The following is a 15,356-nucleotide window of genomic DNA, read 5'->3' as shown; positions in this document are numbered from 1 at the left end:
TTTACATTACCTTCTGAAACATATGGCGCACCTTGTCCAGGCGGCTGTTTGGACGGCGGGGCTGGATGACCGGCTGACCGACAGCGGCCTGATATCCTTTCAGCTCTGTAAGGCATACGCTCCGCCCGTTGGTGTAAAAGGCCAGATCAGTACGGTATGCCTGTATACAGCGGGCGGGAATCTCGCCAGTAAAGACAACTTCATCCTTTTTTACCTGGGCCGTTTCGATGGTGGCACAGTATTTCGGTGCATCATGATAAGCCCTGGAAAGGTATTCCTGGGGCGCATAGAGGATGAAGGAGAGATAAGGTTCCAGCAGCTGCGTCCCCGATTCCTTCAATGCCTGTTCCAATACAATCGGGGCCAATGAGCGGAAGTCCGCCGGCGTGCTGACCGGACTGTAATAAAGCCCGTATTCAAAGCAAATCTTACAGTCCGTTACGTTCCAGCCGAACAAGCCCTGCTCCAGCCCGTAACGGATACCATCCCTGACAGCGTTTTGAAAACTCTGGTTCAAGTATCCCAGCGAAACCCGGCTCTCGTATTGTACACCGGAGCCAAGCGAGAGTGGTGTAACAGACAGTCCTATGGATGCCCAAAACGGGTTGGGCGGCACCTCGATATGGATGGTGTGGCTGGCTGCTTTGAGCGGCCGCTCCATATAAATGACGGAGGGTTCCTTTACCACTGTTTCAAGCTTGTATTTTTCCGACAGCAAAGCGGAAACAACCTCCAACTGCACCCGGCCCAAAAAAGAAAGAATGATCTCATGGGTGATGGAATCCACTTCGCAACGCAAAAGCGGGTCAGTATCCGCAAGTTGCGTAAGAGCGTCCAGCAGCCGTTCTCTTTGCGCTGCCGTTTTCGGCGCAATCGTCGTCCGCAGCATGGGGAGGGGGTCCTCGCGCCACCTTTTACGAGGGAGCCGGGTTTGGTCCCCTAATACATCGTTTAACCTCACGCTGTCGCTGGGAAGGATAACAATTTCACCCTGATAAGCGGTGTCTGTCCGAACAATTTCCCCTTTGGATGGAATACGCATCTCTGTGATTTTCAGCTTTTCTCTCCCGGCCAGGGCCACCGTATCCCGCAGGCGCAGCGTTCCGCTGTATAACCGTAGATAGACACGCCGCTGGCCGCAATCGGTGTACTCAACCTTGAAAACGCTGCCGCATAGGGCGGCGCCCCCCTGTTCCCCAATCGGTTGGAACAGCCCTGTCACCGCATCCATCAACGGTTGAATGCCAAGGCCATTTTTGGCGCTGCCATGATAGACTGGGAACAGGGAGGCGTCTTGAACCCGCTGCTGTTCCTCCCGCGCAAGTTTTTCCCGGCTGATTGGTTCTCCTGCGATATACTTTTCCAATAATTCATCGTTATTTTCGATGACCGCATCCCATGCTTCTATGTCGGTATTTTCCTCCAGGACTATTTCCGGGGACAGCGACACCGTCTGCTTGATGATAATATCGGCGGAGAGCTTATCCCGAACAGACTGAACCACGCTCTGCAAATCAACGCCAGCCTGGTCGATCTTGTTGATAAAGATAACGGTGGGAATGTTCATTTTCCGCAGGGCATGGAACAGAATACGGGTCTGGGCCTGCACGCCATCTTTAGCGGAGATCACCAAGATGGCCCCATCTAAAACAGCCAAAGAGCGGTACACCTCCGCCAAAAAATCCATGTGGCCGGGCGTATCCACAATGTTAACTTTACATCTGTGCCACTGGAAGGAAGTGACTGCCGCTTGAATGGTAATCCCACGCTGCCGCTCCAAAAACATGGTGTCCGTCCTCGTTGTCCCTTTTTCGACGCTCCCCGGTTCTGAAATGGCTCCGCTGGCATATAGCAGGCTCTCCGTCAAGGTCGTCTTTCCAGCGTCTACATGGGCAAGAATTCCAATATTGATTATTTTCATGTGATTGTCCTCCCTTTACAGCCCCAAAGGGCATAAAAATCCCCAGCAGTAAAATACTTTTACCACTGGGGATTATAAGTTGCGGACATACACATATACAGCATACACCTGTTTGTGATTGCTGTTTTTGGGGATATGTCAAAATTGATAAGGCAAAAGTATTCTTAAATTGGGTACAAAAAACTAATCCCCTACAAAAGGAGCTATCATAATCCTTTGTTCCCACTATTTGATTATAGTTTTATTTAAGAATACCTTGCCGCATATTTTTTACTCCTTTTCTGGATTAAATCATTGTATCACATCAGTTTTAGGAAAGCAAGTACCTAAAAGAAATTTTTCTTCCCCTTATATGTAACAATCATACCGGCTTCCTAGCGTTCAGAATGTTTTCTGCTGTCTGCTGTGGTGTTTGGTTGGAATTGTCCAACCAAAAGCCGATCCGTGGTGTTGTCTGCATTTTACTAAATACAAATTCAATGTATACAGAAAGATATAAGGAGTGGGAGGGATTCCGCCGTAGTTGGCATTGTAGGAAAATCCAAAAGTTTAGATTTTCCCACAATGCTTATCTTTTGGTCTTTGGTTCGGAATAGTGTAGTGCTGGCGGTCTATCTCTTGTTTTCGGTTGCTTGCTTCCTTACCGTACATGAGCATTGGCACCCGGATTATCGTTACCATAACCTTCCATCAGGTTAATAACGCCCCATGCTCCAAGTCCTGCTCCTACTGCCATAACTAAAATTTTTAATACATTGACTGCCTGTGCGAAAAATTCCATAATTTATTCCTCCTCATTTTCTTCTTTCTTTTCAATCTTGTTGTATGACTTCACTACAAAGTTTTTGTAAGTCTTTCCCTCTTTTTCACGCTTCTTAAAGTAGCCGAATACATGAATCAAATCGCCCTTTTCAAAGTCCTTTGCTTTATCCGCTTTTTCTCCATAGGCTGCACAGTTAATGTACTCCTTGCCTTTTCCGTACTTCTTTACAAGCGTAAAGTTTACAACTTCTACTTCTTCGCCCTCTTTTTCAAAACTTGAGAAAGTAGGCTCTGCCACTAAGTTGGCATTGATGTTAATCATTTCTTGCTTCATTAAAAATTTCTCCTTTTCATTTCAATAAAAAAGCGATCGGAGTTTTTCTTTTCCAATCGCTGATACTCTTGCTATTTAGTTTTTTCTTAGTGGGACTTCTAATCCTTATCATCTTATCTCCTTTATTGTCTTTAACATATTTAAGGGAATTAGCATTTTGTCGTGTATATATTAGTGAAAGGTACTTGAAATACTAGTTCGCTAATTAGCGAGTTTCCCCTATTTATTGATCGCAATATAAATTGAAAATAGGCATGAAAAAAGACGATAGATTTTTTTCTTTTCTATCGTCTTACGCATTTAGTATTCAATTTTTCAGTTCAACAAACTGGAATTTGTTATTTAGTTTATAATCGTATTATTTTATTAGCTATATCTTCTACAAATCTCTTATCATGCTCCACAAATATGAGTGTAGGTTTTGCTTCTTTTATAATTTCCTCAATCTGTATTCTCGATATTACATCTATATAATTTAGCGGTTCGTCCCAAACAAATAAATGAGCTGGTTTTGACAAACTTGCAGCGATTAAAACTTTCTTTTTTTGTCCATCGCTATAGTTCTTCATATCCATTTCAAATAATTCTCTTGCAAAATCTAATTTCCTAAGAATTGTTTTACACAATGTTTCATCAACACCTTGCTTATGAATATACTCATTTAGGCTACCTGTTAAATTAGATGTATCTTGAGGAATATACGATATTTTTAAATTACTTGCCGATTTTATTTCACCAATATACTCATGATGTAACCCTAACAAAATTTTAATCAAAGTTGATTTTCCACTACCATTTTGACCATATATAGCCACTATATCGGCTTGTTTTATCTCGAAACTTACATTGCTTAATATCTGTCTTTCTCCATAGCATGATGATAAATTGCTAACCGATATTAGAGGACTTTTATGATGATGTAATGGATGCAATAATAGACTTTCCTTTGTTTCAATATCTTTTAGCAAACTCTGTTTTTCTTCTATTGCCTTGTTTTGTCTATTCTCCAAATTCTTGGATTTCTTCATCATCTTGGCAGATTGATGCCCAATATGTCCTTTATCCGGTTTTACACCAGATACTTTCACGCCATTTTTAGTATTTTCAATTTTATCTGACCAAATTTTACTTTGTCTTGCAGCCTCTTTTAATCGTTTAATATCTTTTCTTAATCTCTCATTTTTACTTATTTCAAATTGGTCTTTCATCAATTTGTTTTCATACCATGATGTAAAATTTCCTGATTGAATATCAATAGAATTCCTATTAATAGAAATTACATGATTGATACAGCCATCTAAAAAATCTCTATCATGAGATATGAGCAAAAAACCTTTTTTACTTTTCAGATACTCACTTACAATTTTTCTTCCGTCCATATCTAAATGGTTTGTTGGTTCATCAATAAGTAAAAAGCCATCTTCTCTTGTAAACAAAATAGCTAAAAGGATTTTTGTTTGTTCTCCTTTAGAAAGCGTTTCAAACTCTCTGTAAACAAGATTCTCATCTACATTTAGCAAATTAAGTTCTCTAAATAATTTCCATTCTTCCTCATCTGATATTAGTTCTTTATATAACTCAATCCCTAATTTTGAAGTATCAATTATATTTGGCGGAAATTTAATAAAGTCAACACTTTTGCTGATTTTCCCCTTATAAACTTCTTGGTTTAGAAGTAGCTTGAATAGTGTTGATTTTCCAATTCCGTTTCTTCCTATTAGCCCTGTTTTCCAGTTCGTATCAAATGAAAATGATACATTTTCAAATATAGGTTTTACATAGCCATAATATGAGAAAGTGAGGTTTTCAATTTTAATTGTTGACACAAAAACACCCCCTCAAATTCAAATTTATCTAGCTCTATTATATCAAATATACCCTCGACCATATAGTTATAACAGTAAATCTTACAATCTTGTAATTACCGTATTTCTATTAAGCTTAACCTTGCCTTTTCTCTTTATATATTCTTCAATATCAAACACATTCTTCTTGTCATAATCTTCTAAGAACTTATAGTTCTTATGCTTTGTGATGTCGAATTTATCTGAAAGAAAAGGTCTTACACCTCTAAGCTGAAAAATACATTTACCACCGTCCATTACAGTAATCTCATCTTGGCTCATCAGTTCCTTACCTGTCTTTTGATAATTAAGTCCGAAAGACTTTTGATTTGACCTTGTTTCCGATGTGTTATATAAATCTATCGTTTCTTTTCCCAGTGTTTCAGACAATTCTTTTAGTGTAGTTTTCTCCTTGCCACCAAGGAACAAGGTACTATCACAGTTACCTACGATTGTATCGGCATTATCCTTATAGATTGCCTTTAACTGAGATTGTGCTTGAAGTATGATACTTGCTGATATTTCTCTGGAACGGATTGTTGCTATAAGTTTCTCAAACTTTGGAATTAAGCCGATGTTTGCAAATTCATCAAGCAAGCATCTCACATGGACAGGTAATCGTCCGCCATATACATCATCTGCCTTATCACATAAGAGATTAAAAAGTTGTGAGTACATAATGGATACTACAAAGTTAAAGGTATCATCAGTATCAGAGATAATAACAAAGAGTGCCGTTTTTCTATCTCCGAGTGTATCAAGCTCAAGTTCATCTTCACTCATCAAGTCCCTAAGTTCCCTAATATCAAATGGAGCAAGCCTTGCACCACAAGAGATAAGAATAGATTTTGCCGTTTTTCCAGAGACGAAAAGTCAAGGACTTTTTCATCAAATTCAAAAAGAAGTTACATTTTGCGGACTTCCTCACGGAGCAGACGCTTGATTTTGTCCTCCATCGTCTCTTTTGCGGTCTGGCTGAAATGCACACGGACGATATAGGTTGTCTTTCCGATCTGCTTTCTGACAGTCGGGCAAGGGGCGGTGTTGGTTGCGGTATTGTTCATTCAAAATCCTCCTGTAAATGAAAAATGCCCGGTGACTGTTCATCATCGGGCGATGTCGGTATGAGGGAACAAGGCAAGGCGGCAACATTAAGGTATCTATAAAAACCTTGCCGTCTTTGCCACGCTTGCCGTGTTCCTGTTGTCAGTCTCGGAGATAGCAGACCCATGCTGTGCCGTCTTTCTCGGTCACAAGCCTGTCCCCGATACGGCTCTTTGCCGTTCTCATGGTGCGTGAGGAAATCCCACGCTCATTGACCGTCTTTTCCAGCTCTGCACTTGGCATACGCTTTCCATCTGCCAGCAGTTCCAGAATGAGCATTTGCGCTTGTGCGGTCTTGCTTTCCGTCTTGGCTGTGTCCGTTCCGGCAAGCAGTTCATCGGCGGTAATGTCATAAGCTCCTATCCATTCAAAACCTTTCTCGTCTCCCAGAGAAAAGGCAAGGGACTGTCCGGGCGGCGCAAGGGAGCTTTTCTCATGGATAAGTACCCTTGTTGTGGGGCTGTCCTTCAGCTTGCCGATAAAGAGCAGACTGCGGACTGCCGCCGTAATGTCGATAGACCCTAATCCCCGGTAGGTGCTTTGCGTTCCTGCGGCTTTGTTGAGGTGTCCGATCAGCACGATAGCGCACCCGGTAGCCTGTGCAATGTCTCCCAGACTGCGGAATATCGGGCGCACCTCGTTTGCCCGGTTCATGTCCACATCTGCGCCCAGAAACGCCTGTACCGGGTCAATGATAACCAGCCTTGCGTTGTTTTCCCGGATTGCCCTTGCGATGCGTTCATCGGCAAGGGTCAGTGGTGTGTCTCTATCGTCAATGACAAGCACTTTTTCAAGGTCTGCGTCTGCTTCCATCAGTCGGGGCTTGACCGTATCACCCAGACCGTCCTCGGCAGTCTGGTAAATGATATTGAACGGTTCAAGGGTTTCCATACCGGGCAAGGGCTTTCGGTTGGTGCAAGCCGCCGCAAGACGCATGGCAAAGTAGGTCTTGCCCTCGCCGGGGTTGCCCTGTATGATCGTCAGCTTTCCAAAGGGGATATAGGGAAACCATAGCCATTCCACGCTCGTCAGCTCCACATCTGCCATGCGGAGCATGGGAACAGGCTGGGCGGTGGGCAGCTCTCGCAGCGTGATTGTTTCGGCTATGAATTTGTGGCTCGGAATGTCCTTTTGCTGACGGAGAACATCGTTCCAGTCTTTCCTTGCCGGGACAAGGCGCATGACGGCGATCTTGCCGGGAATGGACTGTGCCAGTCGGGTACAGGCTTCGCTTCCTGCGGTGTCGCTGTCAAGGCAGAGGAACACTTTTCGGGTGTCCTTGCGTTCAGAAAGGAAACGGTCAAGGGCTTTGCCCGAAACGCCGCCCAGGGCAAGATAATTTCTTGTCTGCCAATCCTGCGGATAAAGGCAGATAAACGATAACAGGTCAATCGGCGCTTCAAAGACAAAGAGCTGATTGCCATTACCCTCGTGTCGGAACGGATAGGATTTGTCAGACCCGGCAATGTCCTGTCTGAATGGGTCTGCCGTTCCTCGCACATGGGCGTATCTCGGCGTACCGCTTCGGTCTCTGCCGACAAACACAACATTGTGCCGCTTTGCGTCCTCGTAAATATCCCCGGAAAGAAGAAAAGCCTCAACAAGCGTTTTGTTGAGACCTCGGCTTTCTGTGAGATATTGGATTGCTCTGTCGGCTGTCCTGTTGTGCAAGGGCAAGTGAAACGCTGTGGGCGGTGCTGTGCTGGCTTCGCTCTGTCCCTCACCGCTTTCGCCGGTTAAGAGCTGGACAGCTTCGGGAAAGGACTTGCCGTAAAACTCCATGACAAAATCAATGGGATAGCCGCCCTTGCTCTGGCTGTGGCGAAACCACTTGTTTCCCCGGACGGTTAGGCTGTCATGTTCTTTCCAGCGGTATTCCCGTCCGCTTTTGATAAGCGTCTCTCCCTGTGTGCGGAGAAAATCTTCCAGACTGACAGCGTTTGCCCGGTCGATCTGTGCTTGGGTGTACTGCATGGGCGTCCTCCTTACTTCTTGAAAACAGCGCATCGTCTGCAAATGCCATGCTTACGCTCGTCCAGCGTGTAGGGGCAGTTCGCACATTCCTCGCCGTACTGTCTCATGATAACAGGCAGATAGCCCAGCTCCTGCAACATATCAATCTGGCGGTCGGTGAGGGTGGCTTCAAAGGCAAGGCATTTCCGGGTGTGTTCGTCCAGCTCGATCAGGTCGGAAAGCGGTCTGCCATCGGTCAAAGCTTCTCCGCTCAAAAGGCGTTTTGCCGTTCTGCGGATGGGGTTGTACTCGTTCTTCCAGTCGTATTTTTTCATCGTGTCATATCCTCCTTTTTGTGTCGTGTTTGGGGTCGATTTTGGAGCATTTCTTCCTCTGTACGCTCGTTAAAACGGGCGGCAGTATCTACGCATGACTTGACTTTCCAAAGGCGGTGTAAATCGTCTCTGACGGTCTTAAACTCGCCGTAGGTGGTGTTGTGCGCCTGTTCCAGCTCGTCATACTCTTCGGTCAGCTTTTTCATATCCACCTTGCCGTCCGGGAACTCCCCGGTCAGCTTTCGTCTGGCGGCGTAGAACTGTTTGAGTTCCGCTTCACGCTCTGCCTTGTACTTGGCTCTGGGCTTCTCAAACTTGATTTTCTGCAAGCCGTCATAGACAGGCTTCAAGCTCTGGAAAGCAGCGGAGCTGTCATAGAGCTGCTTAATTGCTTTCATTCGGGCGGTCTGTTCGTCCAGCGTTTTCTTCAAGCTCTCTGTGGCAGCACTGTGTTCGCTGACACGGCTTTCCAAATCTTCAAGGGAGTAAATGCCGTTTGCCCGGAGATAATTGAAAGTCTCGTTCATCTCCTTTAGGTTGCTGACCTTGCCTTTTTGCGAATACGCCCCGGCTCTGCGCTGGGTGTAATAGGCGTTCAGCAGAGAAACAAGGTCGGGTGCCTGCGGCTTGGCAAGCTCTGCTTTTGCTTCGGCAATCCAATCGAACAGGAGAGCGATTTTCTTCTTGATGTCCCGGATAACGGCATTGGTTGCCTTGATCCAGCGGTTGAACTCGCCCTTCTCGGTGCGTATGCCTTTCTTCTCCATTGCCCGGACGGTTGCGCCCTCGTGGACGGTGGGAAGAAGCTCCACGCCCTGACGCTCATAGCTTCGGTGGTCGATACGAACGTCAAGCCCCTTTTCCGCAAACTTGCCATTGCATAGCTCCGCCCATGTCTGCCGCCAGTATTCCAGCGTTTCGGGACTGCCCCAGTCAGTAGTGGGAACGGCATTGAACACAAAATTTCCATCTGCTCCCCGGATACGGTTGCCGTCCTCGTCCAGCTCATACACTCGGCGTTGCTTTAGCCCCCATTTGCCGTCCTGTTCGATGGGACGGATAGGACAAAGCACATGGAAGTGTGGGTTTGGTATGCCGCCGTCCTCCCGGTCTGGCTGGTGTACGGCGAAGTCAACCACCATGCCCCGGCTCACAAAGTTCTCCAATAAAAATTGCCTTGCAAGAGCGATGTTTTCCTCAAGGGAAAATTCATTCTGCAAGGCAATGTCAAAGCTGTATGCAAGCTGGGCGTTCTTTCCACGCTCGGCTTTTTCCACGGCGTTCCATAGGGTCTGGCGGTCTGCGTATTCGGGCGGTGCATGGGACGGCAGGAGAATGTCAGAGCAGATCACGCCGCCCTTGCGGGTGTAGTCGCTGTATTCGCCGTAATACTCGCTATACAATCGCTCCCCGGCACGGTAGGCGGCAGAAGCAATAGCGGACTGTCCTGCGCTTCGCTTAGTCTGCGTGACGCTTAGATGAAATAGTGCCATCGGCTTTCAACTCCTTTTCTCTGTTTGCTTGGCTGATATGGGTAATCGCCATGTGACGGACGGCTCGCTGGACTTCGGACAGGGAAAAGATGTGTTCCATCAGCTCTGTCATTTCGGTGCGTGTGAGATCTTTGACCTCCGGGGCAAGGCTCTCAATCGTGCCGCCCAGATTGCAAAGACGATGGGTGCGTTTCTGCCTTTCACCTTTCTCCAGATACTTCTTTCTGTTCTCAAGACGGTTGAGCTTGTGCTGTTCCTGTGCAAGCTGCGTCTCAGCTCGTTCTTTTTCAGCTCGGAGTTGTTCAAGGGTTTTCGCTTTTTCCATTCTGTTTGACCTCCTTTTTTGAAAAATGGGGATAAAAAAAGACCGTCAACTTTTCGCAGATTGCGACCAGTCAACGGTCTAATTTTCGGTATTCGGTTTTTTCAAACTTGCTGGCGGCGAACAACAGTTATGTTGTTTGCGGACGGCAAGTCCACAGGGGATAGCCGCATTAGCGGCGCAAGGGGGTGTAGCCACCTTGACGGAACGAAGTGACGAAACATTCACGGTCGAGCAGTTTTCTTCTGCTGACCGGGAATGAAGCTCCGCAGGACGCACTACTCTCGACAGAGAGTATAGAAGTGCGCCCTTTAGTTCCTAAAGGGTTTTTATCAGTGCGACAAACTTGAATTGTCTAAAATAGTAAAGCCGTACCGCTTACTATTTTTTCTTTTACTGCTGAAACAGTATCTTTGATTGAATGCGTAGTTGTATCTATAACATTTAATTCATAGATTCCCAAATTGGAAAATTGCTCCCACATGGTTTCTACCAATTCGATATTTGTCTTTCGGTCTAACTTTGAGCGTTCAACAGCTCGCTTCAAGGTTTCTTCCTTACTTGCCCTTAAAATAATATAATGCACCTCATAATGTTCCCGAACAAGACTTTGCCACGGCTTTAAAAACCACGGTCCGATAATACCGTCAACAATTACATCATATCCACCACGAGCATATCGCTTCGCAGCTTCTAAAAACGCTTCAATGACAATCAAATTTTGCTCATTTGATTCTGGTAAATGCGGTGGTATTGCCCCTTTACTTGAAATCGACATTCAAGTCAATTAAATCCGGCTCTCTTGTCCAATGAAATTTTGTGAAATCCATTCTTTTATCCTTGTCAAATAGCTTTGGAACTACAATGTAATAACTTTTGGATCCTCTGTAGATGAATAAATCGTTGCCGTTCCATTCTCAAAGTACAATACGGTCATCAAATTATCATCCACAGAAAACATACTGCTAAGCGCAGCGGTATTTTCCTCCATCATTGCAACTCTTGCCTCACGACGCAAGTCCTCTTTTACAGTTCCCTCTACACGTATCCATTTTCCCTTGTTCATACCGCAAATTTCCACTTTTCCATTCTTCAACATTTGCTGATATACCTTTTTCTGATTGGTTGTTACAATGTATAATTTCCCTTCAAACTCACATACTGTGCCAAACGGGCGGACATGAGGCTGGCCATTCTCCTCCGTTGCAAGATAAAACGTACCACAATTCTTTAAAAATTCATATACTTCTTTCATAATAATCATTTCCTTTCTGATTGATTTCATTTGCACAGGATAACATAAGGTGTTACATTCCAAAATTCATTGCAGCAATCATCATACTCCCTTGCGCTTGGCTTTCTTACATGATAATGATAAAAGTCATCTGTGTGCATATGCACAGACTTTTCCAAATCTGATTCTTTTGCAACAGCAGATGCCGTTGTAGTTTTTCCTGTCCCCGGCGCACCTGTGATTACAATAATTCTACCTTGATTCATCTATATTTTACCTCCACAACTTTCGATTTGTTGCTCAATTTCGTATTCAAATTATACCATAAAACTTGTGAACAATTCAACCGCTTATACCATAAAACTTGTGAACAATTCTACCGCAACTTTGGACTATATGAGAAAAGTCCGAACAGTTTTCTGCCCGGACTTTCTCACTCAATCATAAATCAATTCCGCTTTCACAACTTCCTCTGCCTGTGCCTTGCAAGCGTTCATCTGCCGCACCCATTCCATTTGGTTTTCGGCTTTCAGCTGTTCGGTCACGCCGTTGCGCTTCACCAGCTCCGGCACGATCAGCTCCATGCGATTTCGTGCCGCTTCGTCAATCTCGGCGCAATGCTCAAAGAGCTTGTCGGATAGTACCAGCTCATTGAACAGTATCGGACGGTGCATTTCCAGATACGCTTTGCGGAGTCTGCCGTAGTGCCCGAGGGGCTTGGTCTTGCGGATAATGATGTTCGGGATAAGATAATCGCCGTTCTGTGTGTAAGTGATATTCATGCTGTTTGTACTCCTTTCATCGGCTCTCTCTGCGGTAAACTGCTGACCGGGACGAACACTCCCTTTGCAATGTCCTCCGCACGAATGGCGGCTTTCTTGGCTTCGATTTCCGCCTTTTTCCGCTTCTTGATTTTGTCCTCGTATCGCTTCTGCGCTCCGCTGGCTTTCCGCTTCAAGTAGTTCTGATGAAGCCTGTCCTTGCGTTCCTCACGTTTGCGGATTTCCTCTAATTCCTCCGGAGTAAGCTCCACTTCTCCAAACGCTGGGGGAACGAAACGCCCGACAAAATTGAAGTAAATCTCGACCTCCTGTGTGGTCTGAATACTGCCCTTGCGGTCACGCTCATGCACAAGAATTTTCTCGATAAACTCGTTGAGCATGGCAATGGTCAGCTTGTCGAAGTTCTCGTACTTGTCAATCAGAGCGATAAAACGGTCAGCGTCCTTTTCGTGCTTCTCATAGCTCTTGACAGCCTTTTCCAGAACAGAGATTTCAGCGGTAAGCTCGGACTGTTCCTTTTCGTATTGAGCGTCCAGAGTGGCGTATCTGCTGTCGGACAGCTTTCCTAAAATGTTGTCCTCATAGATTTTGCAGAGCAGAACTTCCAGCTCGGAAACTCTCTGCTTTGCGGTGGCAAGGCGTGTGCGCTGTTTCCTGACCTCTGTGGTCTGCTGGCTGGACTGCGCTTCCTGCACCACACGGACAAACTCGGCTCGGTCATGCTTGGCATACTCGGCAATGGCTTTCAGCATTTCAGAGACAAGGGACAGTACCACATCTTCATTGATACGGTGCTGGGTCTTGCAGAGCGTTCCGCAAGGAACTTTGGTGTACTGTGAGCAGGTGTATTGAGAAATGCGCTTGCCGTTATTGGTACGGTGGACATACATCTTGCCGCCGCAATCGGCACAATAAAGCAAGCCTGTGAGGGGAGCTGCTTCGCCCCAGCCGTCCGGGTAGCGTCTGACATTCCCACGGATTTTCTGCACAAGGTCAAAGGTCTGCTGGTCAATGATAGGCTCATGGGTATTCTCGAAAATTGTCCATTCGTCCTCCGGGACATAATGGCTTTTCTTGTCCTTGAAGTGCTTTCGGGTCTTGAAATTGATGGTGTGTCCCAGATATTCACGCTTTTCAAGAATGTTGCAGATGGTGGAAGAACCCCAGCCGTACACATCTTTGAAAGTCTTGTTTTTGTTCACGCCCTCGCCGTGCTGGGCAAGGTAAGCGGACGGAATAAGCACCTTTTCCGATTTCAGTTTGCTGGCGATCTGATACGGACCGTAGCCGTCAATCGTCATGGAAAAGATACGCTTTACCACTTCGGCGGCTTCGGGGTCAACCAACCATTGGTCTCTTGCTTCGTTCCAGAGATAGCCGTAAATGACCGTGCCTGTGAGGTGCTTGCCGGACTTGCCTTTGGACTGGAAAGTGGAACGGATTTTACGGCTGGTGTCTCTGGCGTAATACTCGTTCATAATGTTGCGGAAAGGGGTAAAATCATCGTCCCCTCTGGCACTATCCACGCCGTCATTGATGGCGATTAGTCGCACGCCACGCTGACGCAGGATTTCCATAATCTGACCGACTTTCAGATAGTCACGACCCATGCGGCTCATGTCCTTGATACACAGGTACTCCACATTTCCGGCTTCAACCTCTTTCATCATTGCCAAAAATCCGGGACGGTCAAAGCAAGTACCACTAATGCCATCGTCCGTGAAATGGACAATATTCGTAAACCCCTGCCGTGCGGCGAACTCCTCCAACATAGCCTTTTGATTGGAAATGGAATTGCTCTCACGCTGTTGGTCATCATCTTTGCCAAAGTCATCACGGCTCAGTCGTTCGTACAGAGCTGTTATTTTCTCGTTTTTTCTCATAACTTGCGCTCCTTTCTTCGGTTTTAGGTTGTGTGTTCTAAGAGACTTCTCAACCGCTTGATTAAGAAGTCTTTTAGAGCATACAACACCGGCAGCCAATTTGTACTTTTTATATTGCTTCACTGCAAAGTGTGTCGGCTCTCTTTTTTCAAGTGCTTCAAAGAGTCTATCTATGGGATTCATATAGGTTTCATCATCTTCTCTGACTTCAGAAGCATCTATCATATCGAGTAGAGTCGCAAAGTTCTTTTCTTCTCTTGGAGCTTCATAGAAGATGTAGCCGATAAGTGCTGTGTAGTAGAGTTTTTCGGCTTTTACCCAAAAATCCTCACCTGATTTTTCTCCCTCTCCCTTGGTGTTTGCGATGATTGTCTGTACTAATTTTAGTATGTCTTTTTCACTTCTAAGATAAGCAAAGGGATTGTATTTCATAGACTTTTTGAAGTTAATGGTATTTAGGATTTTTATCTCATATCCGTTATCTTCAAGCATCTTACCGCACTCAAGGACTATAGTTCCTTTTGGGAAGATTTGTCAAGGACATAAACAAAATTTCTTTGACAAATTTATATCTTCTCTGTTTCTCTCTTTATTAGCTTTAGTATTTTGTCCTTGTATGTTTCGCCTGTCCCCTGCTTAAAATGTAGGTTTACAATATATTTTGTCTTTCCAATATCCATAATTAACTGTTTATGTGGTGGTGCTTGTATTTTCCTTTTTTCTTCTTCCATAAGTTCTCCTTTCCATTTTTTAGGCAAAGAAAAAACAGTAAACCTATTTCGATTTACTGTTTCATGTTGATATGTTATAGCTCTTATTTAGTTGTTTTAGTTAGACAAACTGGGAGTTATTGATTAATACACTCTATTATTGGTTCGATATATTTTTTATCAGTCCAGTCACATTTTTTATCTCCAGCTGCCATTAATGCCTTTTCCCATATTTCATAATCAGCAGGATCTTTCTTTGCAACAGACTTCCTAAGCAAATTACACAATAATCTATCCCTCAGTGACATTGCCTCCATATCCCACGCCCCTCGACAGTAAAAAACAGGAATATTAGATAATGTTTCTTTCATGTTATGCAATCTAATTTGTTGAAATCCATTTTCATCATACGGAGAAGCACAACAACAAAATACAATTAGCTTCTTATTTGATAGCTGCTTTATATTCTTTTTCAGAAATGACAAACCAGCAATTCCAGAAGCATATAATCCGCCACCTAAAACAATTGTGTCATATTTTAGTACATCGCTAATAACTGCTTTTTTTGTTTCAACACAAGGAAAACCTGTTTCTTCTGAAATCCAATCTGCATATTTCTTTGTAGATCCATATTTTGATTGATATAAGATTATTCCATTCATAAATTCCTCCACAACTT

General features: G+C 44.7%; 14 protein-coding genes and 3 pseudogenes. All 17 read right to left on the bottom strand.

Features of this window, described 5'->3' with window-relative positions; genetic code table 11:
* Position 1: 1 nt before the first annotated feature.
* Complete coding sequence (gene tet(W) / locus FYJ34_RS10040; protein ID WP_002586627.1) at positions 2–1,921, bottom strand: tetracycline resistance ribosomal protection protein Tet(W); 1,920 nt, start codon at positions 1,919–1,921, stop codon at positions 2–4.
* A gap of 640 nt (positions 1,922–2,561) precedes the next feature.
* Complete coding sequence (locus tag FYJ34_RS10030; RefSeq protein ID WP_151380237.1) at positions 2,562–2,702, bottom strand: Maff2 family mobile element protein; 141 nt, start codon at positions 2,700–2,702, stop codon at positions 2,562–2,564.
* Positions 2,703–2,705: 3 nt separating this feature from the next.
* A complete protein-coding gene (locus FYJ34_RS10025; RefSeq protein ID WP_047926369.1) occupies positions 2,706–3,017 on the bottom strand; it encodes a single-stranded DNA-binding protein in 312 nt (103 codons plus the stop codon).
* Positions 3,018–3,364: 347 nt separating this feature from the next.
* Positions 3,365–4,843: an Lsa family ABC-F type ribosomal protection protein gene (locus FYJ34_RS10015; protein WP_231147161.1), complete on the bottom strand. Its 1,479-nt coding sequence runs from the start codon at positions 4,841–4,843 to the stop codon at positions 3,365–3,367.
* Between the two features lie 81 nt (positions 4,844–4,924).
* A pseudogene (locus FYJ34_RS10010) lies at positions 4,925–5,725 on the bottom strand (VirD4-like conjugal transfer protein, CD1115 family); the annotation flags it as partial.
* A gap of 41 nt (positions 5,726–5,766) precedes the next feature.
* The gene (locus FYJ34_RS10005) at positions 5,767–5,925 is read right to left on the bottom strand and encodes a transposon-encoded TnpW family protein (protein WP_009243220.1); all 159 of its coding nucleotides are present in this window, start codon (positions 5,923–5,925) and stop codon (positions 5,767–5,769) included.
* A gap of 142 nt (positions 5,926–6,067) precedes the next feature.
* Entirely contained in the window at positions 6,068–7,939 is a 1,872-nt protein-coding gene (locus tag FYJ34_RS10000; protein WP_002779583.1) for an AAA family ATPase, read from the bottom strand.
* An 11-nt stretch (positions 7,940–7,950) separates the two neighbouring features.
* Positions 7,951–8,253, bottom strand: a complete 303-nt coding sequence (locus FYJ34_RS09995; protein ID WP_079263842.1) for a hypothetical protein — start codon at positions 8,251–8,253, stop codon at positions 7,951–7,953.
* Positions 8,250–9,746, bottom strand: coding sequence for a MobQ family relaxase (gene mobQ / locus FYJ34_RS09990; protein WP_154478307.1), 1,497 nt, complete (start codon positions 9,744–9,746; stop codon positions 8,250–8,252). The genes FYJ34_RS09995 and mobQ overlap by 4 nt, the downstream gene beginning before the upstream one ends.
* Positions 9,712–10,071, bottom strand: a complete 360-nt coding sequence (locus FYJ34_RS09985) for a DUF3847 domain-containing protein (protein WP_057039622.1) — start codon at positions 10,069–10,071, stop codon at positions 9,712–9,714. The genes mobQ and FYJ34_RS09985 overlap by 35 nt, the downstream gene beginning before the upstream one ends.
* Before the next feature lie 352 nt (positions 10,072–10,423).
* The gene (locus FYJ34_RS09980; RefSeq protein WP_154478305.1) at positions 10,424–10,846 is read right to left on the bottom strand and encodes a phosphotransferase-like protein; all 423 of its coding nucleotides are present in this window, start codon (positions 10,844–10,846) and stop codon (positions 10,424–10,426) included.
* 81 nt (positions 10,847–10,927) lie between these two features.
* A complete protein-coding gene (locus FYJ34_RS09975; RefSeq protein WP_067423393.1) occupies positions 10,928–11,323 on the bottom strand; it encodes a pyridoxamine 5'-phosphate oxidase family protein in 396 nt (131 codons plus the stop codon).
* Positions 11,324–11,352: 29 nt separating this feature from the next.
* Positions 11,353–11,568 (bottom strand): annotated as a pseudogene (locus FYJ34_RS12870) (aminoglycoside 6-adenylyltransferase); the annotation flags it as partial.
* Between the two features lie 171 nt (positions 11,569–11,739).
* On the bottom strand, positions 11,740–12,084 hold the full coding sequence (locus tag FYJ34_RS09965) for a TnpV protein (protein WP_002779680.1): 345 nt from the start codon (positions 12,082–12,084) through the stop codon (positions 11,740–11,742).
* Positions 12,081–14,492 (bottom strand): annotated as a pseudogene (locus tag FYJ34_RS09960) (DUF4368 domain-containing protein); the annotation flags it as partial. The gene FYJ34_RS09965 and the pseudogene FYJ34_RS09960, both read right to left, overlap by 4 nt.
* Positions 14,493–14,533: 41 nt before the next feature.
* Positions 14,534–14,698 (bottom strand): transposon-encoded TnpW family protein, encoded by a 165-nt coding sequence (locus tag FYJ34_RS09955; RefSeq protein ID WP_154478304.1) that lies wholly within the window; start codon positions 14,696–14,698, stop codon positions 14,534–14,536.
* Between the two features lie 116 nt (positions 14,699–14,814).
* Positions 14,815–15,339 (bottom strand): flavodoxin domain-containing protein, encoded by a 525-nt coding sequence (locus FYJ34_RS09950; RefSeq protein ID WP_154478303.1) that lies wholly within the window; start codon positions 15,337–15,339, stop codon positions 14,815–14,817.
* Between the last annotated feature and the right edge of the window lie 17 nt (positions 15,340–15,356).

Origin of the sequence: Suipraeoptans intestinalis (assembly GCF_009696485.1) — a bacterium.
GTDB classification, from domain to species: Bacteria; Bacillota; Clostridia; order Lachnospirales; family Lachnospiraceae; genus Suipraeoptans; species Suipraeoptans intestinalis.
The sequence above is the reverse complement of the archived record's forward strand: the minus strand, read 5'-3'. Positions and strand labels throughout refer to the sequence as shown.